Here is a 26055-nt window from a genome sequence, read left to right on the forward strand (position 1 = left end):
ATTTTTAAAAGACAAATTTTACGTTTTCAAGAGCCGAATACTGCCAAGTTTTAGCCTTTAAAGGTGATAGAATCAGAAATTGAGTAAGAGATGTGTCACAAAAACAAGGAGACACATCGACTTGATGAAAGATTTAAGGAGCTGTAGTTGAAGTAAAGAGAAGCAAGTGTCCCAAACACTAGCGAAAGAAAATAGGGAGGATTAAAATGTTTAAGAAAGCAACGAAATTATTATCGACAATGGTGATTGTCGCTGGAACAGTTGTGGGAAATTTCAGTCCCACATTGGCTTTAGCTGAAGGAGCGGTTAAAGCAGGAGATACAGAAGGAATGACCAATACGGTGAAAGTTCAAGATGAAAGCTTAGCCGATTGTAAACGAATATTAGAAGGGGAAGCTGCATTTCCAGTCGTTGCAGGGGAAACGGAACCAGTCGATTTAGTCGTCGTTGAAGATGCTAGCGGAAGCTTTTCAGACAATTTTCCAATGGTTCGCTCAGCGATTGATGAAGTGGTTCAAGGCTTAACAGACAAAGATCGTGTCATGCTTACTTCTTATCGTGGTGGACGCCAATTTATGTTTCCTGATGGAACGACAAAAATCAATGACGGAGACAAAGAGTTAAATGTTCGCGTAAATACACCATTAACATTTGATAAAAGTCAATTTGTGTCAAATTTTGGAGATGTTCGAACTTATGGTGGAACACCGACTGCACAAGGCATGAAATTAGCCTTAGATGAATATAATGCGACACATGGTGACTTAACGAATCGAAAAACTTATTTTTTGTTAGTAACGGATGGAGTTGCTAATACTCGATTAGATGGTTACTTACACAAAACCAATACAAATGATAAAATTAATGAATATCCAGATCCAAATCATCAATTAGGTACTTGGGGAGCTAGCAATTATATATCTGTGGAATATAGTAATGACTATCAAGGTGCAGCAGAAGAAGTTTTAGCGTTGAATCAAGAAGTTACAAATGAAGGGTATGAAATGATTAATGCCTTTTGGGAAAGTGTCGATTCTTTAAGTTCAGTTAATTCTTATTATGATAAATACCAATCAGAAGTTGGTCCTTTTGTAAAACAAGAGCTACAAAAAGGTGCCAGCACACCAGAAGATTTTATTACTAGCCAATCTATTGATGATTTTACAGCACAATTAAAACAAATTGTCCAAGATCGCGTGGGACAATCAGCGCCAGCTAATGCCTCGCTAACAGTTGCTGATCAATTTGACATTCAATCAGCAACGGCTACGGATGATGCCGGAAATGATGTGCCTGTTCAAATTAACGGACAAACCATTTCAGCTGTCAGTGTAGCAGGCTATGTGGGGAATATTACCATTCATTATACTGTTAAAGAAAATACAGCAATTGATGCCGATACAGTAGTTAGCTCAGGATCAATGACTCAAGGTGAGGTAGCTAAAGACTTTCCTGAAGCAACCATTCCTAAAAATGACCATGCCCATGACTGTGATGTGACGCCAGAAGATCCAGAAATTACTAAGGATATTGAAAATCAAGAACATTTAGATTTAACGAATCGGGATGATTCCTTTGATTGGCATGTAAAAGCTGATTTTGGTAATCAAACAAACGATTGGACCCAAGCAAGTATTACAGATGACATTAATTCATTGTTAGATATTCAAAAAGTCGTTGTCACCGATGAAAATGGAACAGATGTAACAGCTGAAGGAACATTAACTACTGATAACAATAACATTGTTTTTAAAATAAATAAGCAAGACGACAGTTATGCCTACCTAGCTGGTCACACATACACAATGACCATTACAACTAAAATTAAAGCCGGCACAACGGACGAAGAATTAGCCCCTTATATTGAACAAGGTGGGGTTCCCAACCAAGCCGACTTGAACTTTGGCAACGAAGGGGACGTATTACACTCCAACAAACCAACCGTAACACCGCCGCCAGTAGATCCAAATATTACTAAAGACGTCGAAGGTCAAGAACATTTAGACTTAACTAATCGTGACCAAGAATTTAAATGGAATGTCAAAACAGCTTTCGGCAACGAAACAAGCACATGGACCCAAGCCAGCATGGTGGATGATATTAACCAATTATTGGACATTACAGACGTGAAAGTCACAGATGAAAATGGCAAAGATGTTACAGCAAATGGCAAAGTAACACAAGAAAATAACAAAGTAACCTTTACTATGAACAAAAAAGATGACAGCTACTCATACTTAGCTGGACATACCTATACCATGACCATTACAACCAAAATTAAAGCTGACGCAACGGACGAAGAATTAGCCCCTTATATCCAACAAGGTGGGATTCCCAACCAAGCCGACTTAAACTTTGGCAACGAAGGGGACGTGTTACATTCCAACAAACCAACCGTAACACCGCCGCCAGTAGATCCAAATATTACTAAAGACGTCGAAGGTCAAGAACATTTAGATTTAACCAACCGCGACCAAGCATTCAAATGGAACGTCAAAGCAGCTTTCGGTAACGAAACAAGCACATGGACCCAAGCTAGCATGGTAGATGACATTAATAAAGTGTTAGACATTACAGACGTGAAAGTCACTGATGAAAATGGTAAAGATGTTACAACTAACGGCAAAGTAGCGCAAGAAAATAACAAAGTAACCTTTACTATGAACAAAAAAGATGACAGCTACTCATACTTAGCTGGACATACCTATACCATGACCATTACAACCAAAATTAAAGCTGACGCAACGGACGAAGAATTAGCCCCTTATATTGAACAAGACGGGATTCCCAACCAAGCTGACTTAAACTTTGGCAACGAAGGTGACGTGTTGCATTCCAACAAGCCAACCGTAACACCACCTGCGCCAACACCAGAAGATCCAAAAAAACCTGAACCTAAACAACCGCTAAAACCGAAGAAACCGTTGACGCCTACAAATCATCAAGCGCCAACGAACCCAGTCAATTTTGGAAAATCAGCAAGTAAAGGAATTCATTTACCAATGACTAATACAACAGTAAATCCACTTTACATGATCGCAGGTTTAATTGTCCTTATAGTGGCTATTAGCTTTGGCATAACAAAAAATAAAAAAAGAAAAAATTAGACAAACTAAAAAGGAAGAAAAAACATGAATAAAAAAATTTCGTTCAGTCTGTTAATTTTGTTACTTAGTTTGTTGGTAGGTTTTACATTTATTCCGCATAAAAAGGAATTAAGTTTCAATGAGTATCAAGAAAAAAAACACTCTGGCGAAACATTTTATGTTGTTTTAAAAAAGAAAAACTGTTCAGATTGTCAGGATTTCGAGAAACTATTACAAGCACCTAAACAGGTTTACTATGTAGAATTAACCAACAAAGAGACCATGAAGGAATGGTCAACATTTATCCGAGAAAATAAAGTTTTACATGTGCCATCTATGTTTAAAATAGATAACGGCCATCTCAAGAAAATTGATGGAGAAGGAGATGCGAATCAATTATTCGCAAACTATCAAAAAATAACGAAGTAAAAAGAATAAAAAGACAAGACAAGTTTCCTTTATTAGGAAACTTGTCTTTTTTATAGTGATAGTCGTTTATTAAATAACATGTGAAACGTTTTACAAATTCATTTTGGTTTGATAAAATAAACATGAACATATGAATTTGTTTTCATTTGTTTTGGAAGGAGGAACGAATGATTGAATTGATTTTACTTTTGTCGGTGATTCTTTTAGGTTTATTGATTGGAAATAAAAGAGTTGATAAGTGGCTTTTTCTTAAGGCATTACTTTTGTTTTCTGTTATGCTAAGTGTGAGCATCTTAATTTCGGTAGCTATGTATTTATTATTAACAATAGGCTAGGCGTTTCAAACGTAATAGGCCAGCGGTTAGAGTCGTTATTTCTTTTAGGGATAGTCGTTATCATCGGTACGAGTCTTTTGTTATATTTTTTATGAATTTAACGACGAAAAAAATTGTTTTACCCATCGCTTTAATGAAAATAATTGAATATTATATTCAATGGGTATTGATTTATGTTACTATTTATCAAGTGATTTTTGATCAGTTTATTGTTTCTTCAGAAGTAAAAAATACGTTACAAGGAACTATTGATGAGCCAGTCGCAATCATTATTGTTATTTTGCCATCATTTATTTCAATTTGGATTGCCGTTGTTTTAATTTAGGATTCGTATGGAAGAACTTTAATCAGATACTTTTAGAATGGAGGAGTTTGTATGTCTGCTTGGCAAACATTTAAAAATGGAACAAGGCAATTTTTTAAAGACATCTTGCAGTACTTATGGTTATTTTTTACTTTAAATGTCTTATTATTATTGGTGGGTGGGGCTTTTAGTTGGGCGACTTCCAACGCACTAAAAACTCAAGGTATTCCTTATCTTTCGTTTAATAACCTGAATTTATTGTTAGAAAAGCCGCTTGCTCTGGTGTTATTAATTCTCTTGTTGTTCCTTTTTTTAGGTGCAGTTTTTTATCAGTTTACCTTTTTATTATTAGGGATTTTTCAAATACGGCAAGACCATCGCTTTCATTTTAAAGGAGTTACCAAGGCATCTTTTAAGGTTCTTAAAAAGCAAGGTGCCCGTTCGTGGTTATTCTTTTTCGGTTATTTTGTTGTCATTGTCCCTTTTGGTAACCTGATTTTCCAAAGTAATCTATTGACGAAATTTGTGATTCCAGATTTTATTGTTGAATTTTTGTCCCAACGAATTCCTTACTTGGTGGGGCTACTGGCTTTTGGGTTATTAGTCTGGTATTTAGCTATTCGTTTCATTTACACGCTTCCATTAATGATTTTGGAGAAAAAAAAAGCGGGCGAGGCAGTTAAGGCTAGTTGGTCAATGACAAACAAACGATTATGGTTCATTATTCGTAATATTGCATTTGTGACGATCGCGGTATTTGTTTCAACGTATGTTATTTATGTGTTACTTTATCTTCTACAGTTGAAGTTAGATACCTTGAGCGATACCATTAGCTTGCTAGGTGGTATTTTAAATTTAACCGTTGTCCAATTTTTACAGTTTGTCTCTAATGCTTGGCTTTCAGTATTACTGATTAATTTCTTATATACACAATTAAATGTTCAAGCAGAAACGACGACAAAAGTTGCCTTTGACAAAGAAACCAAACGTAATAAATTAGTGACTATCGGAATGGGCCTAGGACTATTCACCATTTTTGGCGGCTATGTAATTTTCAACGCTGTTTACTTAACAGGGCTATTAGAATCAAAACCTTTGATTATTTCGCATCGAGGGGTCACCAATAGTAATGGGGTACAAAATACTATTCCTGCTATGGAAAGAACCATTAAATTTAAACCAGATTATATTGAAATTGATGTTCAAGAAACCAAAGACCATCAATTTGTTGTGATGCATGATGCAAACCTTAAAGAACTCGCCGGCGTTGATGGCACGCCACAAGAATTTACGTTAGCTGAATTAACAAAAATGACCGTTAAAGAAAATGGCCAAGAAGCACCAATTGCCAGTTTTGATGATTATTTAGCGAAAGCAAACCAAGCCAAACAAAAATTACTAGTAGAAATTAAAACGTCTAAACAAGATAGTCAAGGTGCGCTTTCTAACTTTATTGAAAAATATGAACGTCCTTTGATAAAGAATAACCATCAGGTTCAATCTCTCGACTACAATGTGATCAAAGCGTTTAAAAAAGCCAAATCAAAAGTAAAAGTAAGTTTTATTTTGCCCTATAATTTCACTTTTCCAGAAACACAAGCTGATTTGTATACAATGGAAGCTACCACGTTGAATGATACCTTCATTTTAAAAGCTGACCAACAGAAAAAAGCAGTTTATGCTTGGACAGTTAATGACTCAGAGGTATTGAGTAAAATGCTCTTTATGGATGTTGCTGGAGTGATTACCGATGATTTGGAGTTAGTCAATGAAGAAGTCAATGACTTTGAAAAAAATCCGTCGTATGCGGATCGTATTTTGCATTATATTTTTATGCTGCCAAGTGTGGCTTCTCAATAAAAAATGAAGAAGAGGGTTAAAAGAAATGAAAAAAGAATTTTCGCGAGTACTTCTTAAAAATCAATCTGATGAAATTCTTATCTTAAAAGATCGGCCAGACACTTGGAATTTCCCTGGCGGAAAACAAGAACTTGGTGAATCAGCGCTGGAATGTGCGATTCGTGAAATTAAAGAAGAGTTAGCAGTGGAAATTACTGAACTTGAAGAAATTTTTACTGGACCACTTGTTTTTGATTCAATCGTTTGGCAAGGACATTTTTATTTTGCCAAACAAGCCCAAGGAAAAGTTACCCTGAACGAACCAAATAAAATTAAAGGCGTACAATTTATTAAGCGGTTTGAGGAAGTAAATTTTTCACCAGGATTAGCTCCACTATTTGATTATTTGGCGCGTAGTGATTATTTAAAGTTAAATAAAACTAACTGGAAATAGAGAGAATAGGAGTGTCTTTTGCTAGGGCTTTGTCAAGCGCATCTTTGATTATTTTAGAAAGTCCAAGGAAAAGTCGTGGGCATTGTTTATTCCTAATAAATATGTTATAGTAATTAAGTAATCAATTTTGATAAGTAATTTGAGTTATATATTTAAAAACTATACTTCTCCTTTTGCCACTCAACATTTTTTGCAATAACTTGCATATTTTTATGCACTAGGAGGAAATATATATGAACAGCGGTACAGTAAAATGGTTTAACGCAGACAAAGGTTTTGGATTTATTACAGGTGAAGATGGCAATGATGTATTTGCACATTTTTCAGCTATTCAATCAGATGGATTTAAAACTTTAGACGAAGGCCAAGCAGTAACTTTTGATACTGAAGAAGGTCCACGCGGCTTACAAGCAACGAACATCGTAAAAGCTTAATAATGAATGAAAACGGACCACGTGTTGGTCCGTTTTTTTGATAGCTGTTGTCTGATCTCGCCATTAATTACATAGCAAGACAAAGCAGATGCCATTTAAAGGAGGAGAATCTGAAGATGACCTTAACTGAGCTGTTACTTGTAAGTGGATTATTTTGGCTAGTAATCATAATTGGTGTGATTGCGGGTAGCATATTTCTAATTAAGTATTTTAGAGGTCGGAGCTGAACGGTTCTGTTCCCGCCAATTATCAGGTTTTAAGCCTGGGACAAAAATCCAAAGTGATTTTTGCCCCAGGTTCTTTATTTAATTAGGGTATCAAGTTTTAGGTAAAATAATTAACAAATTAAAAGCAATTTACTATATAATCAGAAAGGGATCTTTAAGAGAGAAGCAGGTGTTTGCTTGTCGTAATACTTTGTTTAGCAGATAGAAAAAGGAAACGTTATGCGTTACAATAGGAACGGAGGAATTTTAACCTTATTGGATTTGTAGCTGAAGCAGAACAAATGTTGTCTCGTTAAGTGCGATTGAGCTTGCCATAAGTAACATTTGAAAAAACTACAGATAGAAAAATCATTCCTAAACATGAAAAAACACTCTTTAGATGAATAAAGAGTGTCCAGAAACGTTGATAAATCAACATATTTAAATAACGCGCCCTGAGGGAATCGAACCCCCGTCTCAAGAACCGGAATCTTACGTGATATCCACTACACTAAGGGCGCGGCACGAATACTAGTTTAGCTGATATTGACAAAAATTACAAGAGGGAGGACGAAAATAATGAAATTTGAGCAACGAATGTCCCAACAACAAAAACAAGTCCAGAAGTTGGCCATGACTCAACAGCTTCAACAATCTATTCAAATTTTACAATTTAATACGGAAGAACTCGCTGCCTTTGTTGAAGCGAAAGCACTAGAGAATCCATTAATTGATTTACAAGTAGACACGCAGTACACCACAGATTTTCCGATAACTAGTCGTTCTTATACCAACCAAGACGAAGAAAATAATTATATGAATCAAATTCCAGACTATCATTTATCATTATTTGAGTCTTTAATTGATCAAATTCATTTGAATTACCGCGATACATACTTGCGAACATTGGTTTTGTTTTTAGTAGAATATATAGACGTGAATGGTTATTTAACGATTTCGTTAGAAGAAGCGGCAGAGAAAACCGAAGCAAGCGCCATTCAAATGCTAGATGCATTAACTTTGTTACAACAGCTAGATCCAGCAGGTGTGGGGGCACGCAATTTACAAGAATGTTTGATGCTACAAACAGAACGAGACGATACCGCGCCTAATTTAGCGTATATTTTATTGGAGGAAGAGTTTGATGCCTTAGTGAGTCGTAAATGGGGCCCGTTAGCTAAAAAATTCGGGATTGAATTAGCAGAAATTCAATTGATCTTTGATTATATACAAACGTTATCGCCAGCGCCAGGGAATATTTTTGATGCGACCGAGGAATTGTATATTCGACCAGATTTAACTGTCCGAATCAAGGAAGATCGAATAGTGGTGATTTCCAACAAAGCTGGTCGACCGACATTAAATTTTCAAGAAAATTATTTCAAACGAATGCAAGAGACTGACGACAAAGAAGTCCAAGAATATATTAAGGATAAGAAAAACGAATTTGAATGGTTAGAGCGCGCAGTGAATCAGCGGGGGGATACAATTTTACGTGTAGGGCAAGAAATTGTGCGCCGTCAAGAAGCCTTCTTTTTAGAAGCAGATCGGCCATTAAAACCAATGACTTTAAAAGAAATTGCGGATGCTTTGTCTATTCATGAATCGACAGTTAGTCGTGCGGTCAATGGAAAATATCTAGAAACCACGTTTGGTGTCTTTGAATTGCGCTCATTCTTCTCCACAAGTATTCTTTCATCAGAAGAAGATGGCGAGGATGTCTCAACAACGATGGTTAAAAAGCAACTACAAAAATTAATTGATCAAGAAGTAAAAAGTAAACCGTTATCTGATCAAAAATTAGTCGAGCGATTAAAAGATTCAGGCATGGAAATATCCCGGCGAACGGTGGCAAAATATCGTGAAGCCCTAGGGATTCCATCTTCATCTAAACGAAAACGATATGAGTAAACAACCAAAGCTTATGAGTAATTTTCATAAGCTTTGGTTGTTTTTTTGTGATTTAAAAAATGTTGGTTTTTTGAATTGTAAAAAAAGCCTAAAGGAGGCAAAGTTTGCTTGCCATTTCCTAGGAAAAAACGTATATTAAAGTTACTTGCTTCTTTAAATAAAGGAAAAGAATAATTTTATAGAAAAGTTGGAAAGCACAAATGAATCAGACAGCAAATAGCAAGAAAAAACGCTATATTACAGGTTTTGATGGCATTCGGACGATCGCTGTAATTGGCGTGATTTTGTATCACCTTTTTCCCCAAGTCATGCGAGGTGGCTACTTAGGTGTTCCGATTTTCTTTGTTGTTTCAGGTTATCTTATTAACGACTTGTTGCGGCAAGAATGGGCAGAAAATCAGACCATTGATTTAAAAGGATTTTATGTGCGAAGGATGAAACGGCTGTATCCAGCATTAATTGTGATGCTTTTAAGTGCAGTTAGTTATATTACACTCTTTCAGCAGGATTTATTAAACAATATTCGCAGCGTTGTCGCTAGTAGTGTTTTTTATTACAACAACTGGTGGCAAATTTTTAAAGGGTTTTCTTATTTTGATGGATTTGCGACACAATCGCCATTTGTACATATTTGGTCATTGGCAGTTGAAGCGCAAAATTATTTAATTTGGCCATTACTTTTTATTCTTCTGGAACGCTTTGTTCGTAAGCGCGGTCGAATTTTCAGTTTAGTTTTAATCGGCGCCTTAATTTCGGTGACGCTGATGGCCGTTTTATATGTTCCTGGCGCAGATCCTACACGTGTCTATTATGGAACAGACACACGTGTTTTTTCTATTTTACTAGGTAGTGCATTGGCGTATGTTTGGCCAAGCACACGTTTGAAAGAAGAAATTCCAGAAGCCTCTAAAAAAATCTTAAATGGCGCTGGATTAAGTGCCTTAGTTCTTTTAGTATTAGCCTTTTTAACATTATCAGATCATACAAATTTTGTTTATTATGGCGGCATGTTTTTAATTAGTTTGGCAGCCACTGTCTTAGTGGCCGTCACTGCACATCCAGGGGCAGATATGAATCGTTGGTTAACAAATCCAGTCTTTACGTGGATAGGTAAACGGAGTTATGGCATTTACTTGTATCAATTCCCCATCATGATTTTTTATGAGGCCAAAATTAAGACCTTATCGGACCATGTTTTTCTACATTCATTGGTTGAAATAGCATTAATTTTAGTAGTGAGCGAATTATCATATCGCTTTATCGAACATCCACTGACACGATTGTCTTATAAGGATGTCTGGACTCAATTCACTGAGTTCTTACGGAAACCGTGGGACCTTCGTGAAAAAGGGACAATGGCCTTTATGACAGTGATTAGCGTGATTGCAGTATTCGGTTTAATTGTGGCCCCAGCAAACGCTAAAAGTGCGCAACAAGAGCAACTAGAAAAAAATATTGCGAAAAATCAGCAAAAAATTGAAGAACGTAAAAAAGAAGTCCAAGAAAGTGGCACGAAAAATAGTAGCACGTCCACAGAAAGTAGTACAAAACCGAGTGAAAGCCAAGACGTTCTACCCACACAACTCACACCAGAGCAAGTAAAAAAAGCGCAGAATTTAGAAATCACAACTATTGGTGATTCTGTTATTCTAGATGGTGCTAGCGGGTTACAAGATATTTTCCCTAAAATGATTATCGATGGGGAAGTGGGCCGTCAATTGTATAGTAGCATTTCACTAATTGGTGAACTAGACAAAAAGAAAATGCTCAAAGATACTGTTTTAGTGAGTTTAGGTACGAATGGTCCTTTTACAGAGGCACAATTTGATGAATTTATGAAAGCGTTAGGTAATCGAAAAGTTTATTGGATTAATGTTCGCGTTCCAACTAGAAGATGGCAAAATCAAGTGAATAGTTTACTTAGTCAAATGGACAAAAAATACGATAACTTAACGGTCATTGACTGGTTTAATTATAGTAACGCCCATGAAGATTGGTTTTATGATGACCGAGTTCATCCAAATGTGGCAGGTGGCGAGCAATATACACACTTTATCGCGGAGAAAATTTTACAGTAGCAAGAAACTTCCAGCTCAGATGAAAGGGGCTGGAAGTTTTTTGTTATAGATAAAGAAATCGTTTACAAAATATAGTGTTTACGTTACGATAAATAAATAATCATCGTTTTTATAGGAGGTAGGTAATGAGAGAAATTCGGAGTGAGAACAGTGGAATTTATGCTGAAGATATTAGTTTTTTCTACAAAAAAAATTATTTTGTTTTGGAAGATATTAATTGGAAAATCGAAAACGGACAATGTTGGGGGATTCTTGGTAACAACGGTGCGGGGAAAACGACACTAAGTTATTTAGTTTTAGGTTTGCTGAAGCCGAGCAAAGGTGTAGTACATAATTATATAAAAAAAGTAGAATATCTTCCGGAAATGGGTGGTTTCTATGAACGACTGACAGTCAGAGAAAATATACTTTTTAAATTGGAGCTGTCGGGGGAAAAACAAAAGTCAAAAAAATTGAAACAAGTGTTAAAAGAATTTGGATTAATAGACTATCAGTTTAAACGTGTAGATAAATTGTCACAGGGATTAAAAAAAAGAGTTGCTTTAGCAATGCTTTTTTTAAGAGAGAGTGAAGCTTATTATTTTGACGAACCTACGAATGCTTTAGATCCAGAAATGAAAAAGAAGTTACGACAATTAATTATTCATTTAAAAGAAGCAGGAAAAATCATTTTAATTAATAGTCATGATTTAGCTTTCGTTGAAGAAATATGTACTAATTTTTTAATATTAAATAATGGAAAAGTCTGCTTCAATGAGCCAAATATAGGAGTCAATTTAGAAGAAATCTATTTGGAAAAAGTAGGTGGACACCATGAATAAAGAATTTTTTTATGAAATCCAAGTAGTGATTAAACGTGAGTTTCTGGAATTAAAAAGTCATCTTTGGAAATATTTCGGTTTAATGCTTTATTTGATTTTTTTTACAGTTTTCATTAGTAAAAGCGGCGGTTCAGAAGGAATTGTTTTGCCAAATGAAGCTAACTTATTTTCCAGCTTTATTTTGGCCGGTAGTTTTGCTGCTATGTTTATCATGAGTACAATGCTTCAAGAAAAAAAGCAAATGACCTTACCTCTATTACTTCTGTCTTCTGTCAATATAACTAGGGTAGTTGTTGGGAAAATAGTGGTTGCTGTAATGATTAGTGTACCTTTTCAAGTGTTTCAACTACTTATTAGTCTTGTTATTTTAAATAACCAAAAGAGTCCATATCTTTATCTCTTGGCACCACAGAACGTAGTTACTTTACCTTTTATTACTTACCTGTTAGGAAGTTTAGTTCTATTGCTTTCGGTAATTATCAAAGATAAAAAGGTGGCAGAGTATCTTTCTGTTTTTTGTTCGCTGACTTTAGGTGGCATTCTCGCAAGTGCCTATATTTTATTCAATGTACAGTTTTCTTTAGTAAAGATTTTACTTTATTTTCTTTTTTTAATAAGTTGTAGTATTTTGCTGACTATGGCAACAAGTAAGATAGTTAAAAATTCGCTATTCTTTATTGAATAGTGTGATAGAAATTTATAATAGGTTAATGATTTTCTTGAAAACCTAAGCTTTTTTTTTAGATATCTGGTATACTGTTTTTGTTACAAGTTCCCGAAAGGATTTAGCAAGTAATTGTCGTTACTTACTAAAGATGCCTTGTAACCGAAACTATTTAGGGGGAATAACATTATGACAGAAAGACATTTATTTACATCAGAATCCGTTTCAGAAGGACATCCAGATAAGGTAGCTGACCAAGTCAGTGATGCAATTTTAGATGCGATTTTGGAGAAAGATCCGATGGCCCGCGTGGCATGTGAAACATCCGTAACAACTGGTTTAGTCCTAGTATTTGGAGAAATTTCTACAACAGCTTATGTAGATATCCAAAAAATTGTTCGTCAAACTGTGAAAGATATTGGTTATACACGAGCAAAATATGGATTTGATGGAGAGACTGTCGCAGTTCTTGTAGCAATCGATGAGCAATCACCTGATATCGCTCAAGGGGTTGACGCAGCCTTAGAAGTGCGTGATCAAGATGAAAAAGACGATATTGGCGCTGGTGACCAAGGCTTAATGTTTGGTTTTGCCGTTGACGAAACACCAGAATTAATGCCATTACCGATCGCGTTAAGTCATCGTTTGGTTCGCCGTTTAGCAGAATTGCGGAAGGAAAAAGTCTTACCTTACTTACGTCCTGATGCAAAATCTCAAGTAACAGTGGAATATGATGAGCAAGGTCAACCACAACGTGTGGATACGATTGTCATCAGTACACAACATGATGATGAAACAACCTTAGAACAAATTGAAAAAGATATTAAAGAACAAGTAATCAATGAGGTGATTCCTCATGAACTTTTAGATGATGAAACAAAATACTTTATCAACCCAACTGGTCGCTTTGTAATCGGTGGCCCTCAAGGAGATGCCGGCTTAACTGGTCGTAAAATTATCGTTGATACTTATGGCGGTTATGCTCGTCATGGCGGCGGCGCTTTTTCTGGAAAAGATGCAACCAAAGTTGACCGCTCTGCTAGTTATGCTGCGCGTTATATCGCGAAAAACATTGTTGCTGCTGGTTTGGCGAAAAAAGTAGAAGTCCAATTAGCTTATGCAATTGGTGTGGCGCAACCAGTGTCTATTTCTATTAATACGTTTGGTACGAGTGATCTTCCAGAAAGTAAATTAATCGAAGCAGTTCGTAAAAACTTTGATTTACGTCCAGCAGGTATTATTGAAATGCTAGATTTACGTCGCCCAATTTATAAACAAACTGCGGCTTATGGTCATTTTGGTCGAACAGATATTGATTTACCTTGGGAACAAACAGATAAAGTTGAAGCGTTAAAAGCTAGTTTAGCTGAATAATTAAATAAAAAAATAAGAAGTCAGCCAATACTTGGCTGACTTCTTGTTTTTTGGGAATAATTTTTTTATGAAAAAGCATTTTTTTAAGACATTTTGTTCTTTTTTGTATAGAATAGCTATGGAGCAATTTAGAAAATTGACAATTGAATAGAAAAGGATGTGAACAAATGGCAAAAGAAACAAATGTGAAGTTAGTCACGGTGAGTGTTTTTGTGGCAACATTTATGACAGCCATTGAAGGGACCATTGTGTCTACTGCGATGCCAACGATTGTCGGCTCGTTACATGGCATGGAAATTATGAACTGGGTATTTTCAATTTATTTATTAACGAATGCGATGTTAACACCGATTTATGGGAAACTTGCGGATAAAATTGGTCGTAAACCTGTCTTCATGATTGGCATTATCATTTTTATTTTGGGCTCCTCGTTGTGTGGCTTTGCTCAAGATATGTTGACTTTAATTATTGCCCGCGCAATTCAAGGTGTGGGGGCAGGCGCAATTTTACCAGTTGCGTTAACGATTATTGCCGATATGTATACATTGGACAAGCGAGCGAAAATTTTAGGTTTAAACAGCGCCGCCTGGGGAATTGCCAGTATTTTTGGTCCGTTAGCAGGTGGTTTTATTGTAGATACAGTCGGTTGGCATTGGATTTTCTTCATTAATGTTCCTATTGGACTTGTTTTATTGGGCTTGATTAGTATTTTCTTAGTTGAACAAAAGCGGGAACGGACCAAGATGCCAATGGATATTTTGGGCAGCGTTACTTTGATGGCAGTGTTGCTAACGTTATTGCTAGGTTTTCAAATGATTAGCGATAATGGTTTTACATTAGTAACATTTGGTTGTTTGAGTTTGAGTGTGCTCTTTTTTGTAGCGTTTGTGATGATAGAAAAACGCGCGCAAGACCCAGTGATTGATTTGCATTTATTTAATCAACCAACGTTTGTTTTAGTAAATCTTATTGCGGCGCTTATTAGCGGTTTCTTAATGGGGATTGATGTCTACATTCCGATGTGGATGCAAGGTGTCTTAGGAAAAAGTGCAGGAATTGGTGGCTTAGTTTTAGCGCCTATGTCGTTACTTTGGATGGCTGGATCATTTATAGCAAGTAGCTTTATGGAAAAATATGCTATGAAAAAAGTTTTAACGATTGGGTTATCGATTCTATTAGTCGGGGCCATCTTTTTAGTGGTAATGCCAATGGCCGTTCCGTTTTGGCTTTTCTTTGTAGTGTCTTCTGTCTTAGGAGTTGGTTTTGGGATTACTATCACAACGACTACGGTGACCGCACAAAGTACAGTGGAGCCTGAAAAAATGGGGGTTGCAACATCGTTTAATACGTTGGTGCGTACAATTGGGCAGACTGTGATGGTGTCAATTTTTGGTGTGATTTTAAATGCAGGAATGTTTGCGAAATTGGAAGCGAGCGCGTTAAACGTCGATGCAGATGTCATGAATCAATTAGTGAATCCACATACTGCAAATTTAATTCCAGCTACGTTGTTAAAACCATTACGCGGTATCCTCTATGCAGGTCTGCATAATGTTTACTTAGTCGGTGCGGGCTTAGTTGTTGTCGCTCTTTTGTTAAATATTTTTGCAAAAGCGCAACGAGCGAAGGTTTAGTGGTACACTAATAGAAAGAGTATTGGAGGGAAAAGTAGATGGCCTTTTTACAAGCAAATATTTATTCAAATGTATTGGAAATGGAAGTGAATGTGAACGTAATTTTACCACAAGAAACGGTAAAAAAAGTGGGCACAAGTACCCAAGCAGCATTAACAGATATTCCCGTGTTGTATTTATTACATGGGATGGGAGGAAATCACAGCGTCTGGGCTCGCAGAACCTCTATTGAGCGGTATGTCGCTGATTTGGGGATTGCTGTCATTATGCCGTCCACGGATTTAGCTTGGTATACGGACACGCAATACGATATGAACTATTGGACGTTTATCTCAGAAGAATTACCGAAAATTTGTCATCAACTCTTTCCACAGTTAAGTACAAAACGAGAAAAAACCTTTGCCGCTGGTTTGTCAATGGGTGGTTATGGCGCCTTGAAATTAGGATTAGCGAAACCAGAATCTTTTGCAGCCGTTGCTTCTTTGTCTGGGGCAGTCAGTTTATCATCCACTAGTTTTGGGGAATTATTAAAAGTCCGTAATCGAAGCTATTGGGAAGGTATTTTTGGCCCGTTAGATCAAATTGAAGGTTCTATTCACGATCCGCTGTATTTACTACAACAATTAGTAGAAAGCCAAACAGAAATGCCCCAATTTTACCTTTGTTGTGGGGAGCAAGATATGTTACTTTCTGCTAATCAACAGATGGCTCAAGCGTTGGAACAGGCACAGGCAAGTTACACTTTTGAAACTGGACCAGGAGAACATGACTGGGTGTTCTGGGATGAATGGATTCAAAAAGCCTTGGCTTGGCTACCAATACCAAAATAGAGAAAGTAGTTTTCAAGATTTATTTTAAAAGTTAACCCTTGGTCCGTCAGTCGAAATGACTGACGGACCAAGGGCTTTTTTTATTTAGATGAAGATGTGTTGTCTGCTTGCAACCCATCTAAGTAGGTTTTAACGGCTTGAATAAAGGCGGATTTTTGGTGGATGGAGTGTCGAAATTGAATGCTTTCCTCCATGTATGTTAACTCATTGTCGGAGACATATTGTTTCATGTGCAGCACTTGTTCTTTTAAATAGTCATCTCCGTTCAACACTTGCGAAACGAGCTGTTTTTCCTCCGTTGCGTCCATAATCATCCCAAATAAAAGATGTTGTAAAGACGTTACTGCTAAATGAGTCATTTCTGGTGAAAAACCTGCTTCTCTTAAAATGCCCATCATTTGATTCAAATGACGTAATCGTTGGGGATAGGCAGGGACGGTTTGGATTTCGATAGCTACGGCACAGGGAAATTGTTGATAGAGATCATAATAGTTTTCCATGAAGGCCAGTAAGTCAGAATACCATTCACCACATAATACAGGTTCTTGAAAGTGCTCTTCAATCGCTTCAGCCATACTTTGAAGTAAGGCTTGCTTATTTTTAAAATACCAATAAATTGCGGGTGCCTGTACACCAAGCTGTTTGGCGACTTTACGCATAGAAAGTTGTTCTAAAGTGGGACTTTTTTCTAACAAAGAAAATGCGGCTGCAATAATCGTGTCTTTTGATAATTTCGGTTCCATGATTTTAGCTCCTATTAAACGTTATCTTCGTAAGTTTATCAAAAAGAAGGTACACTTTATGATAGGAAAAACTTGTGAAAAATTAACTTGTTCGCTTGTATTTTACCACTAAAAATGGTAAATTATGAATCGGCCTTATTTTACAGTGTTAAATTGGTGAAGTCAATGAGCAAATTGATTTTTTTGTAATGGGGAAGAATTCGCAGACCAACACTGAAGAAGCAGGGAACTATTTTAAGAAAGTAGGGATAAGATGGACCTTATTATTCAACACGCCAAAAAATACAAAGGCTCGGTAGTTATTGCCTTGTTGGCGGTGATCGTAATGGTTGTCTCAGCACTTTGGCAACCAAAATTGTTACAACAAGTGTTGGAAGCAATTATGAATGACGATAGCGACAAAATGAAAAACTTAGGGATTCAATTAATTGCCATTGCAGGATTAGGGCTCGTTGCAGGGGTTATTAATACAATTTTTTCTGCCAAAGTTGCCCAAGGTGTCAGTGCTGACATTCGTGAAGCAACTTTCCGCAAAATCCAAACCTTTTCATTTGGCAATATCGAAAAATTTTCAGCAGGTAACTTAGTTGTTCGTTTAACAAATGACGTTACTCAAATTCAAAATGTCATTATGATTGCGTTGCAGACACTTTTTAGAATTCCTTTTTTATTTATCGGGAGTTTTATTTTAGCGATGCTAACCTTGCCACAACTATGGTGGGTGATTGTTGCACTTGTCATCGCAGTTATTTTGATTTCTATGCTGTCCTTTTCGCAAATGGGCAAGCATTTCATGATTATTCAAAACTTGATTGATAAGATTAATGGTATCGCAAAAGAAAATTTGTTAGGCATTCGTGTCGTCAAATCATTTGTTCAAGAAAAAAATCAATTGTCACGTTTTACAAAAGTGAGTGAAGAATTAACCACCCATAACTTAATCGTAGGTAGCTTATTTGCTGTGATGATTCCAGCGTTTATGTTGGTGGCGAACTTAGCTGTTGTAGGCTCGATTTTCTTTGTGAGTAACTTAGTCAAGGATGATCCAACTTTAATCGGTGGTGTCGCTTCCTTTATGAACTATTTAATGCAAATCATGATGGCGATTATTATCGGCGGAATGATGATGATGATGACTTCTCGTGCCGCTGTTTCCATTAAGCGGATTAAAGAAGTGATGGAAACAGAACCAGATGTTACCTACAAAAAAGTCCCAGAACAAGAGTTAATTGGTAGTGTTGAGTTTGATCACGTATCTTTCCGTTATCCTGGGGATGAAGAAGATACCTTGAAAGACATCTCTTTCTCTATTCAGCCAGGTGAAATGATTGGGATTGTGGGCGCAACTGGCGCTGGTAAATCTACATTGGCACAATTAATTCCACGTTTGTTTGATCCGACAGAAGGAAAGATTGAAGTTGGTGGTGTCGATTTACGAGAAGTGAACGAACACAGTTTACGAAAAACAGTTTCCTTTGTGTTGCAAAAAGCAATCCTGTTCTCTGGAACGATTGCGCAAAATCTACGCCATGGTAAACGTGACGCTTCTGAAGCGGACATGGAACGGGCTTCAGGCATCGCCCAAGCCAAGGAATTTATTGAAAAATTAGCAGAAGGTTATGATGCACCCGTCGAAGAACGGAGTAATAACTTTTCTGGTGGACAAAAACAACGGTTATCAATTACAAGAGGTGTGATTGGTGAGCCTAAAATTTTGATTTTAGATGATAGCACCAGCGCGTTGGATGCTCGTTCGGAGCGGTTAGTCCGAGAAGCGTTGGATAAAGAGTTAAAAGAGACTACCACGATCGTTATTGCCCAAAAAATTTCTTCTGTTGTCCATGCAGATCGTATTTTAGTATTGGATAATGGACGTTTAGTCGGGGAAGGCACGCATGAAGAATTAGCAGCTACGAACCCAGTGTATCAAGAAATTTACGAAACTCAAAAAGGGAAGGAGGAAGCTTAATGACTGATTTAATAAAAGCTAGTAAATTTTTCTATCATTATTTAAAGCGTTACAAAGTTTCTTTCCTCTTTATTTTCTTAGCAATTTTCGCAGCGACTTATTTACAAGTCAAAGCGCCGCAATTCGTTGGGGAAGCTATTCAGGAATTAGCGAAATATGCGGTTAATGTGATGCAAGGAAAAGACGATAAAAGTGCGTTCGTTTCTGTCATTTGGAAACTACTCATTTTTTATGTCTTAACTAGTGCCGCTAGTTTCATTTATAGTATTCTCTTTACACAAGTCGTGGGGAAATCGACGAACCGCATGCGGATTGGTTTGTTTAACAAACTAGAAAAATTGACGATTCGTTTCTTTGATTCTCATCAAGATGGTGAAATTTTAAGTCGTTTTACTAGTGATTTAGACAACATCCAAAACAGCTTAAACCAAGCGTTGCTACAAGTATTAACCAATATTGCCTTATTGGTTGGTGTCTTAATCATGATGTTCCGTCAAAATGTGGAACTGGCATGGGCCACAATTGCTTCTACGCCGATTGCGATTTTAATTGCGGTCTTTGTGATTAGCAAGGCGCGCAAATATGTCGATTTACAGCAAGATGAAGTGGGTAAATTAAATGGCTATATGGATGAAAAAATTAGTGGGCAACGTGTGATTATCACCAATGGTTTACAAGAAGAAACCATTGACGGCTTTTTAGAGCAAAATGAAAAAGTCCGTGCAGCTACGTATAAAGGTCAAGTGTATTCAGGATTACTTTTCCCAATGATGCAAGGAATGTCATTAGTCAATACGGCGATTGTTATTTTCTTTGGTGGTTGGTTAGCAATCAATGGCTCTGTTGATCGTGCCGCTGCGTTAGGTTTAGTCGTTATGTTTGTTCAATATTCTCAACAATATTATCAACCATTAATGCAAATTTCTTCAGGTTATAGCATGATTCAATTAGCTGTTACAGGCGCTCGTCGTTTAAATGAGATGTTTGATGAACCAGATGAAATTCGTCCCGAAAATGGCGAAAAATTAGAAGAGATTAACAAAGCTGTGGCTTTAAATCATGTTGTTTTTGGCTATAATCCAGAAACGCCTGTGTTGAAAGATGTTTCTATTCATGTGGATAAAGGTGAAATGGTCGCTTTAGTCGGACCGACAGGCTCAGGAAAAACAACGATTATGAATTTAATGAATCGCTTTTATGATGTGAATGAAGGCGCCGTGACGTTTGATGGTGTGGACATTCGTGAAATGGATTTAGATAGCTTGCGTTCACATGTAGGCATTGTTTTGCAAGAGTCCGTTCTATTTTCAGGAACAATTCGTGAGAATATTGCGTTTGGTAAGCCAGAGGCCACGGATGAAGAAATTGTTCAAGCAGCGAAACAAGCGAATATCCATGAATTTATTGTAAATCTTGAGCAAGGCTACGATACTGAGATTACGGAAGAGAATAACCTTTTCAGTACGGGGCAAAAGCAATTAGTAAGTATTGCACGAACGATTATTACCAATCCAGAATTATTAATTTTGGATGAAGCAACAAGTAATGTTGATACAGTAACAGAAGCCAAAATCCAAAAAGCGATGGACGAAGCAATTAAAGGGCGCACCAGTTTTGTGATTGCCCATCGTTTGAAAACGATTCTAAATGCGGATCGGATTATTGTTTTACGAGACGGTGAAGTCATTGAAGAAGGCAACCACCATGAACTAGTTGAACAAGATGGATTCTATGCGGAACTTTATAAAAATCAATTTGTTTTTGAATAAGTCGAAAAAGAAGCAAAATGAGTCATTCTCATTTGCTTCTTTTTTTGCTATGCTAAATAGAAAAAGGAGAAATGTCAATGGAAAAATGAGGAATGTACGGCAATTACGGCGCACGTTTTTGGTGCTAAATCCTTTGCTTGTACTGAGTATATTCAGAGAGAATCGATGGATGAAATCGGCGCTGCTTTTTTGGTTGTTGGCTAATAGTTTTTTATCTGGACTGCAGTGGTTGATTTATTTTGGGGGCGAAAAAGGCTGGCTGATACATCTGCAGTGGTGGTATTATTGCGCGATTCTTCTCCAAATAGTAGACACATTGATTGTATATTTTTCGTTTTTTGTATAAAGGTCTCTCGTTTCTTGCCGGAGAATATGCTAAAATAAAAAGCAGCAGGGGGCGAGAAAACCATGGAAAAGCCAAATAAACGCAAAGCTGATTTAGAACGTACACGGCAAATTATTTTGTCTGTCGCTTCTGAATTATTCATGACAAAGGGGTTCAAAAATACCTCCACTCGTGAAATTGCTTTAAAAGCGAACATTACCCAACCGAATCTCTATCACCATTTTAAAAATAAAAAAGAACTGTATTTAGCTGTGATTGAAGAATTAACGTCCCGTGTTCAGGAAGAATTAGTCCCAATTGTTTCTGGAAATGCATCAGTAGAAGAAAAACTTTATCAATTAATCAAAGTTTTGTTAGATGAACATCCGACCAATCTTTTCTTAATGTTGAACGATATGTTTCAAGAAATGGGCCCTGATTACAATCGTACGCTGTATCAAATTTTCAAAAAAACCTATATCAATAATATTGCGGCTATTTTTGAAAGTGAACCTGAAACCAATTGCTTACAAGAGGGCATCAGTGTAGATGATGCAACTCGGTTTATTTTATATAACGTTAGTGCATTATTAAGTATTGAAAAAACGTACCAGCGAAAAACAGTGGATGACGATGTCAAAAAATTTATTCAATTTATGCTACATGGCGTTTTGAAAAGTCACAAATAAAAAATAGAGAAGCCCTGTTGAAAAACAGACTTCTCTATTTTTTTGTGAAATTCACTTATCAATCGATAAATAATTATTGATTTATCGATTGATAAGTGATATAGTTTATTTCGAAAAGAAGAAAGAGGTGAACCATTCATGTTTTTAGGATTTAATGAAATGAAGTATTCAAAAGGACGGTACGTCCTTGTAGTCTTAGTAATGGTCTTGATTGCTTGGTTAATTTTTATTTTGTCAGGTTTAGCGAACGGTTTAGCTCAAGGAAATCGTTTAGCCGTAGATCAATGGCAAGCGAATCAAGTGGTTTTATCAAAAGAGGCCAATAGTAATTTAAATGTATCAGTGTTAGATGAAAACGTGAAAGAAACGATTTCAGGAGGCAAAATTGCACCGATTGGTCAACAATCTTTAGCCATCCGCCCAGCAGATGATAAAAAGGCTGAATTAACGAATGTTAGCTTATTTGGGATTGAAAAAGAAAGTTTTTTAATGCCAAAAGTGATTGAAGGAAACGCATTTACTGATAAAAATCAAGTGATTGCTTCAGAAACATTGAAAAATCAAGGATTTAAAATTGGCGACAAATTAACTGCAGGGAAATATGATGAGCAATTAGAAATTGTCGGCTTTATTTCTAAAAGTAGCTATAACATTGTGCCAGTTATTTACACTTCTCTGGATACTTGGCGGTCAATTAAATATGGTGACAATCCAGCAATGGCCAAAATGGTTAATGGTTTCATTGTTCGCAGCAAGGACAACACGGAAGTTAAAACGACTAATAAAGACAGCCAAGTTCTTTCAATTTCAGATTTTATTGAAAAACTGCCAGGATACAGCGCTCAAAACTTGACCTTGGATGGCATGATTTATTTCTTGATTGTGATTGCAGCGTTCATTATCGGTATTTTTATCTTTGTGATGACTTTACAGAAAACAGCAATGTTCGGTGTCTTAAAAGTTCAAGGGGTGCCGACTAGTTTCTTAGCAAAGGCAGTCATGCTACAAACCGCTTTATTGGCTGTTCTAGGAGTGGCGATTGGTCTTGCTTTAACGGGAATTACCGTGCTCTTTTTACCAGAAGCGATGCCTTATGCAACTAATGGACCACGCATGATTTTGTTTAGTGTACTATTGATTTTATCTGCATTAATTGGCGGGGCATTTTCAATTCGAACGATTGCTAAAATTGATCCGTTAATCGCGATTGGAGGTTAAAGACATGGCAAATGTTTTAGAAATGAAAAATATTTATAAAAAATATGGTGAAAAACATACAGAAGTGATCGCGTTAAAAGAATTATCTTTTGCGGTTCAGCCAGGTGAATTTGTCGCAGTAATTGGTCCTTCTGGTTCTGGTAAAAGTACCTTTTTAACGATTGCAGCTGGTTTACAGGCACCGACAAGTGGCGAAGTAATTGTTGGCGGGCAATCACTAAATAAGTTAACGAAGAAGCAACGTTTGGCGCAACGTTTTCAAAAAATCGGCTTTATTTTACAAAGCTCTAATTTGGTTCCATTTTTAACAGTGGAAGATCAATTTCACTTAATTGAAAAAGTTGATAAGTCACGTAAAAATAGTGAATTAAAAGAGCAATTGTTAGAGACGTTGGGTTTAAAAGAATTACGAAATAGTTATCCTCGTGATCTCTCTGGTGGGGAAAGACAACGGGTAGCCATTGCGTGTGCATTGTATCATGAGCCAGACGTAATTTTGGCAGATGAACCAACGGCTAGTTTAGATACAGAAAAGGCGTTTGATGTTGTCCAATTACTAGCGAAAGAGGCCAAAGAGAAAGATAAAGGGATTATCATGGTGACACATGATGAGCGTTTGTTGAAATACTGTGATCGAGTGGTTCGTATTCGTGATGGTGAATTGACAGAGTAACAAAACAAATAAAAGAGAACATGATCGGATTGCTGGAAACAATCCGACTATGTTCTCTTATTTCTTTTCAATACAGAAAAGAACAGGTGGCTGATTTTTTTGATTGATAAACTCATAACGTAAGACACTGTAAATATCTTGTGGTAAGGCTTGCGTGTAATTCGTGACCAAATCAAGTTCCTCTGAACCACCTTCGTGGCCATAATAAACGACTAAAATAATGCGACTTCCTTTTACCAAATGAGGCAGTAACCCATCTAACGCCTGTTTAGTCGTAGTGGGTTTTGTAATAATTTCCTTATTACTTTTAGGTAAATAGCCTAAGTTAAAAATAGCGGCAGTGATTTCTGTTTCTTCATCTAGGACAGCATGAAGATGTTCATGTCCTAATGGAAATAACGTAGTTTGTGGGAGTAAATTAAGTTCTGTTAACTTTTGTTCTGTATTGATCAACGCTTCTTTTTGGATATCAAAGGCGAAAACTTCACCAGAAGGGCCAACCAGCTCTGCTAAGAATGCTGTATCATGACCATTTCCCATTGTTGCATCAATGACGAAGTCGCCAGGTTCCACCACTTCTTTTAAAAGTTGGTGACTAAAATGTAGGGATGTTTGTAGCATTAATTGAAAACTTCCTTTCCTGAAATGACAGTATATTTTCCTTGATAACTGTTGCGGCGTTTCATTTCCGCATCAATCGCATTGAGGACTTCCCATTTTTTCAAGCTCCACATCGGTCCGATAATTGTTTCAAAGGGAGCATCGCCTGTCAAGCGATGAATAACAATTTCGGGTGGAATCATTTCTAACTGATCACAAATCACTGAAACATAGGCTTCTTTGCTCATCAATTGTAAGCGACCTTCATTATAATCCCGCATCATTTTGGTATTTGTCATTAAATGAAGTAAGTGCAGTTTAATCCCTTGGATATCTGAATCCTGAATAGTTCGCCGCACATTTTCGCGCATCATGGCAGGTGTTTCACCAGGTAGCCCGTTAATTAAATGTGTACAGACCCGAATCCCGTGTTTCCGTAATTTAGCCACACCATCTAGATATGTTTGATAATCATGAGCGCGATTAATGGCAGCGCTAGTTTCCTCAAACGTGGTTTGCAAACCCAACTCTACCCATAAATAAAAGCGTTCATTTAATTCGGCTAAATAGTTCACCACCTCATCAGGCAAACAATCAGGACGGGTACCAATGGATAAACCAACGACGCCTTTTTCATTGACTACTTGTTCAAACCGATGACGAATAACGTCAACGGGCGCATGTGTATTGGTGAAATTTTGGAAGTAAACAATGTATTGATCGACAGTTGGCCATTTTTGATGCATCAATTGGATTTCTTTTTGAAATTGAAGCGGCAGGGGATCGCTAGGTGCAACAATCATGTCGCCTGAGCCAGAAACACTACAGAACGTACAACCACCTTTGGCAACCGTCCCATCACGATTGGGGCAATCAAAGCCACCATCAATTGGCACTTTAAAAATCTTTTCACCAAACTGTTGACGAAGTGCATAGTTCCAAGTGTGATAGCGTTTATTTGGATCATCTGAATAAGGAAAAATTTGCATAATCAAGACTTCTTTCTAGCGTTGTTTGCTTTGAAATCGCCAAACAAAGCGTTTTTCTAAATAAATAGGGTAACTTAATAACAACCAAGCTAAACCAAGACAAAAACCACCTAAGATATCGCTAGGGAAATGGACACCTAAATAGATTCGACTAACCCCAATCATGAAAATCCCAATACCTAGTAAAATTTGCACACAAAGGCGGACCTTTTTATTTTTAATGAAAATTGGCAGAATCAATAAAATAGTGCCGTAGAACAAGGTACTTCCGACAGCATGTCCGCTAGGAAAACTATACGTATGTTCAGTTACTAAATGCTCCAAAGTAGGACGTTGGCGCATAAAGAATAATTTTAATAAAGAATTACCTACGCCAGCAATTAAAGCAGTATTAATAAAGAGCCATAATGCTTCAGCATAATATTTCCAAACAATAAATAGAGCAATGACAACGATCGCTAAGATGATAATCGTCAATGAATTGGCAAATTTGGTGTACCAAATAAAAAAGTTATTTAGCTGTGGAAAAGGACGACGAACAAAAGAAGTAATCGTTTGATCAAAGCCTTTAAGCCAGGTTGGATAAAAACGAACAACATAGCCTAAAAACATAAATACTAAAAGAAAACAACTACCTGCAAATTGATAATAAAGTTTGTTTTTCATAAAAAATCCTTTCAA

Annotated in this window: 21 protein-coding genes, 1 tRNA gene, 1 pseudogene and 1 riboswitch; of the genes and pseudogenes, 18 read left to right on the top strand and 5 right to left on the bottom strand. The window is 36.8% G+C overall.

Annotation, left to right across the window (positions count from 1 at the left end):
• Positions 1 to 206: 206 nt before the first annotated feature.
• From IGL07_RS02870 to IGL07_RS02895, 6 genes and pseudogenes are all read left to right on the top strand, one after another.
• Positions 207 to 3107 carry an isopeptide-forming domain-containing fimbrial protein gene (locus tag IGL07_RS02870; RefSeq protein ID WP_010817060.1) on the top strand — a complete coding sequence of 967 codons (2901 nt, stop codon included), beginning with the start codon at positions 207 to 209 and terminating at the stop codon, positions 3105 to 3107.
• Positions 3108 to 3131: 24 nt separating this feature from the next.
• On the top strand, positions 3132 to 3515 hold the full coding sequence (locus IGL07_RS02875; protein ID WP_002358745.1) for a bacteriocin: 384 nt from the start codon (positions 3132 to 3134) through the stop codon (positions 3513 to 3515).
• A 167-nt stretch (positions 3516 to 3682) separates the two neighbouring features.
• Positions 3683 to 4197: pseudogene (locus IGL07_RS02880) on the top strand (SA1002 family membrane protein).
• A gap of 29 nt (positions 4198 to 4226) precedes the next feature.
• The gene (locus IGL07_RS02885) at positions 4227 to 6014 is read left to right on the top strand and encodes a glycerophosphoryl diester phosphodiesterase membrane domain-containing protein (protein ID WP_010817063.1); all 1788 of its coding nucleotides are present in this window, start codon (positions 4227 to 4229) and stop codon (positions 6012 to 6014) included.
• A gap of 25 nt (positions 6015 to 6039) precedes the next feature.
• On the top strand, positions 6040 to 6447 hold the full coding sequence (locus tag IGL07_RS02890) for an NUDIX hydrolase (RefSeq protein ID WP_002363212.1): 408 nt from the start codon (positions 6040 to 6042) through the stop codon (positions 6445 to 6447).
• 233 nt (positions 6448 to 6680) lie between these two features.
• Complete coding sequence (locus IGL07_RS02895) at positions 6681 to 6881, top strand: cold-shock protein (RefSeq protein WP_010817064.1); 201 nt, start codon at positions 6681 to 6683, stop codon at positions 6879 to 6881.
• A 655-nt stretch (positions 6882 to 7536) separates the two neighbouring features.
• Here the strand turns inward: IGL07_RS02895 and IGL07_RS02900 are convergent.
• Positions 7537 to 7608, bottom strand: a tRNA-Arg gene (locus IGL07_RS02900).
• 58 nt (positions 7609 to 7666) lie between these two features.
• On the opposite strand from IGL07_RS02900, the gene rpoN reads away from it, so the two are divergent.
• The 7 genes from rpoN (at position 7667) to IGL07_RS02935 (ending at position 16399) form a co-directional block, all read left to right on the top strand.
• Positions 7667 to 8998: an RNA polymerase factor sigma-54 gene (gene rpoN / locus IGL07_RS02905; RefSeq protein ID WP_002361288.1), complete on the top strand. Its 1332-nt coding sequence runs from the start codon at positions 7667 to 7669 to the stop codon at positions 8996 to 8998.
• 200 nt (positions 8999 to 9198) lie between these two features.
• Entirely contained in the window at positions 9199 to 11076 is a 1878-nt protein-coding gene (locus IGL07_RS02910) for an acyltransferase family protein (RefSeq protein ID WP_010817065.1), read from the top strand.
• Positions 11077 to 11201: 125 nt separating this feature from the next.
• Positions 11202 to 11897, top strand: coding sequence for an ABC transporter ATP-binding protein (locus IGL07_RS02915; RefSeq protein WP_010817066.1), 696 nt, complete (start codon positions 11202 to 11204; stop codon positions 11895 to 11897).
• On the top strand, positions 11890 to 12582 hold the full coding sequence (locus tag IGL07_RS02920) for a hypothetical protein (RefSeq protein ID WP_010817067.1): 693 nt from the start codon (positions 11890 to 11892) through the stop codon (positions 12580 to 12582). Before IGL07_RS02915 ends, IGL07_RS02920 begins: the two co-directional genes overlap by 8 nt.
• A 75-nt stretch (positions 12583 to 12657) precedes the next feature.
• Positions 12658 to 12753: riboswitch (SMK box riboswitch) on the top strand.
• A complete protein-coding gene (gene metK / locus IGL07_RS02925) occupies positions 12751 to 13935 on the top strand; it encodes a methionine adenosyltransferase (protein WP_010712036.1) in 1185 nt (394 codons plus the stop codon). (Overlaps the previous riboswitch by 3 nt.)
• A 167-nt stretch (positions 13936 to 14102) precedes the next feature.
• Positions 14103 to 15569, top strand: a complete 1467-nt coding sequence (locus IGL07_RS02930) for an MDR family MFS transporter (protein ID WP_010817068.1) — start codon at positions 14103 to 14105, stop codon at positions 15567 to 15569.
• A gap of 38 nt (positions 15570 to 15607) precedes the next feature.
• Positions 15608 to 16399, top strand: coding sequence for an alpha/beta hydrolase (locus tag IGL07_RS02935; protein WP_010712037.1), 792 nt, complete (start codon positions 15608 to 15610; stop codon positions 16397 to 16399).
• An 80-nt stretch (positions 16400 to 16479) separates the two neighbouring features.
• Here the strand turns inward: IGL07_RS02935 and IGL07_RS02940 are convergent, their stop codons facing one another.
• Positions 16480 to 17142: a TetR/AcrR family transcriptional regulator gene (locus IGL07_RS02940; RefSeq protein ID WP_002376007.1), complete on the bottom strand. Its 663-nt coding sequence runs from the start codon at positions 17140 to 17142 to the stop codon at positions 16480 to 16482.
• A 253-nt stretch (positions 17143 to 17395) separates the two neighbouring features.
• Here IGL07_RS02940 and erfC point away from each other — a divergent pair, with 253 nt between their 5' ends.
• The 5 genes from erfC to IGL07_RS02965 all read left to right on the top strand — a co-directional run bounded on the left by erfC (position 17396) and on the right by IGL07_RS02965 (position 23785).
• On the top strand, positions 17396 to 19111 hold the full coding sequence (gene erfC / locus IGL07_RS02945) for a multidrug ABC transporter ATP-binding protein/permease ErfC (protein WP_002355662.1): 1716 nt from the start codon (positions 17396 to 17398) through the stop codon (positions 19109 to 19111).
• Positions 19111 to 20880 (top strand): multidrug ABC transporter ATP-binding protein/permease ErfD, encoded by a 1770-nt coding sequence (erfD, locus tag IGL07_RS02950; protein WP_002358756.1) that lies wholly within the window; start codon positions 19111 to 19113, stop codon positions 20878 to 20880. The genes erfC and erfD overlap by 1 nt, the downstream gene beginning before the upstream one ends.
• Positions 20881 to 21288: 408 nt before the next feature.
• Positions 21289 to 21894, top strand: a complete 606-nt coding sequence (locus tag IGL07_RS02955; protein WP_002355664.1) for a TetR/AcrR family transcriptional regulator — start codon at positions 21289 to 21291, stop codon at positions 21892 to 21894.
• Between the two features lie 138 nt (positions 21895 to 22032).
• A complete protein-coding gene (locus tag IGL07_RS02960) occupies positions 22033 to 23112 on the top strand; it encodes an ABC transporter permease (RefSeq protein WP_002373458.1) in 1080 nt (359 codons plus the stop codon).
• A 4-nt stretch (positions 23113 to 23116) separates the two neighbouring features.
• Entirely contained in the window at positions 23117 to 23785 is a 669-nt protein-coding gene (locus IGL07_RS02965) for an ABC transporter ATP-binding protein (protein ID WP_002363221.1), read from the top strand.
• Positions 23786 to 23842: 57 nt separating this feature from the next.
• Here IGL07_RS02965 and IGL07_RS02970 read toward each other — a convergent pair whose 3' ends face one another.
• Genes IGL07_RS02970 through IGL07_RS02980 form a run of 3 tightly spaced genes read right to left on the bottom strand, consistent with a single transcriptional unit; the run spans position 23843 to position 26040 of the window.
• Positions 23843 to 24406: a class I SAM-dependent methyltransferase gene (locus tag IGL07_RS02970; RefSeq protein WP_010817069.1), complete on the bottom strand. Its 564-nt coding sequence runs from the start codon at positions 24404 to 24406 to the stop codon at positions 23843 to 23845.
• On the bottom strand, positions 24406 to 25374 hold the full coding sequence (locus IGL07_RS02975; RefSeq protein ID WP_002355668.1) for a TIGR01212 family radical SAM protein: 969 nt from the start codon (positions 25372 to 25374) through the stop codon (positions 24406 to 24408). Before IGL07_RS02975 ends, IGL07_RS02970 begins: the two co-directional genes overlap by 1 nt.
• 15 nt (positions 25375 to 25389) lie before the next feature.
• Positions 25390 to 26040, bottom strand: a complete 651-nt coding sequence (locus tag IGL07_RS02980; protein WP_010817070.1) for a phosphatase PAP2 family protein — start codon at positions 26038 to 26040, stop codon at positions 25390 to 25392.
• Between the last annotated feature and the right edge of the window lie 15 nt (positions 26041 to 26055).

The sequence above is a fragment of the Enterococcus sp. DIV1368f genome (assembly GCF_051712245.1).
Taxonomy (GTDB): domain Bacteria; phylum Bacillota; class Bacilli; order Lactobacillales; family Enterococcaceae; genus Enterococcus; species Enterococcus faecalis.

What these genes read in the sequence shown, in the direction of transcription:
- IGL07_RS02980 (WP_010817070.1), bottom strand. Translation starts at nt 26,040, where the DNA reads ATGAAAAACAAACTTTATTATCAATTTGCAGGTAGTTGTTTTCTTTTA.
- IGL07_RS02910 (WP_010817065.1), top strand. Translation starts at nt 9,199, where the DNA reads ATGAATCAGACAGCAAATAGCAAGAAAAAACGCTATATTACAGGTTTT.
- erfC (WP_002355662.1), top strand. Translation starts at nt 17,396, where the DNA reads ATGGACCTTATTATTCAACACGCCAAAAAATACAAAGGCTCGGTAGTT.
- IGL07_RS02890 (WP_002363212.1), top strand. Translation starts at nt 6,040, where the DNA reads ATGAAAAAAGAATTTTCGCGAGTACTTCTTAAAAATCAATCTGATGAA.
- IGL07_RS02915 (WP_010817066.1), top strand. Translation starts at nt 11,202, where the DNA reads ATGAGAGAAATTCGGAGTGAGAACAGTGGAATTTATGCTGAAGATATT.
- metK (WP_010712036.1), top strand. Translation starts at nt 12,751, where the DNA reads ATGACAGAAAGACATTTATTTACATCAGAATCCGTTTCAGAAGGACAT.
- IGL07_RS02970 (WP_010817069.1), bottom strand. Translation starts at nt 24,406, where the DNA reads ATGCTACAAACATCCCTACATTTTAGTCACCAACTTTTAAAAGAAGTG.
- rpoN (WP_002361288.1), top strand. Translation starts at nt 7,667, where the DNA reads ATGAAATTTGAGCAACGAATGTCCCAACAACAAAAACAAGTCCAGAAG.
- IGL07_RS02895 (WP_010817064.1), top strand. Translation starts at nt 6,681, where the DNA reads ATGAACAGCGGTACAGTAAAATGGTTTAACGCAGACAAAGGTTTTGGA.
- IGL07_RS02935 (WP_010712037.1), top strand. Translation starts at nt 15,608, where the DNA reads ATGGCCTTTTTACAAGCAAATATTTATTCAAATGTATTGGAAATGGAA.
- IGL07_RS02885 (WP_010817063.1), top strand. Translation starts at nt 4,227, where the DNA reads ATGTCTGCTTGGCAAACATTTAAAAATGGAACAAGGCAATTTTTTAAA.
- IGL07_RS02960 (WP_002373458.1), top strand. Translation starts at nt 22,033, where the DNA reads ATGTTTTTAGGATTTAATGAAATGAAGTATTCAAAAGGACGGTACGTC.
- IGL07_RS02965 (WP_002363221.1), top strand. Translation starts at nt 23,117, where the DNA reads ATGGCAAATGTTTTAGAAATGAAAAATATTTATAAAAAATATGGTGAA.
- IGL07_RS02955 (WP_002355664.1), top strand. Translation starts at nt 21,289, where the DNA reads ATGGAAAAGCCAAATAAACGCAAAGCTGATTTAGAACGTACACGGCAA.
- IGL07_RS02975 (WP_002355668.1), bottom strand. Translation starts at nt 25,374, where the DNA reads ATGCAAATTTTTCCTTATTCAGATGATCCAAATAAACGCTATCACACT.
- IGL07_RS02920 (WP_010817067.1), top strand. Translation starts at nt 11,890, where the DNA reads ATGAATAAAGAATTTTTTTATGAAATCCAAGTAGTGATTAAACGTGAG.
- IGL07_RS02930 (WP_010817068.1), top strand. Translation starts at nt 14,103, where the DNA reads ATGGCAAAAGAAACAAATGTGAAGTTAGTCACGGTGAGTGTTTTTGTG.
- IGL07_RS02870 (WP_010817060.1), top strand. Translation starts at nt 207, where the DNA reads ATGTTTAAGAAAGCAACGAAATTATTATCGACAATGGTGATTGTCGCT.
- erfD (WP_002358756.1), top strand. Translation starts at nt 19,111, where the DNA reads ATGACTGATTTAATAAAAGCTAGTAAATTTTTCTATCATTATTTAAAG.
- IGL07_RS02875 (WP_002358745.1), top strand. Translation starts at nt 3,132, where the DNA reads ATGAATAAAAAAATTTCGTTCAGTCTGTTAATTTTGTTACTTAGTTTG.
- IGL07_RS02940 (WP_002376007.1), bottom strand. Translation starts at nt 17,142, where the DNA reads ATGGAACCGAAATTATCAAAAGACACGATTATTGCAGCCGCATTTTCT.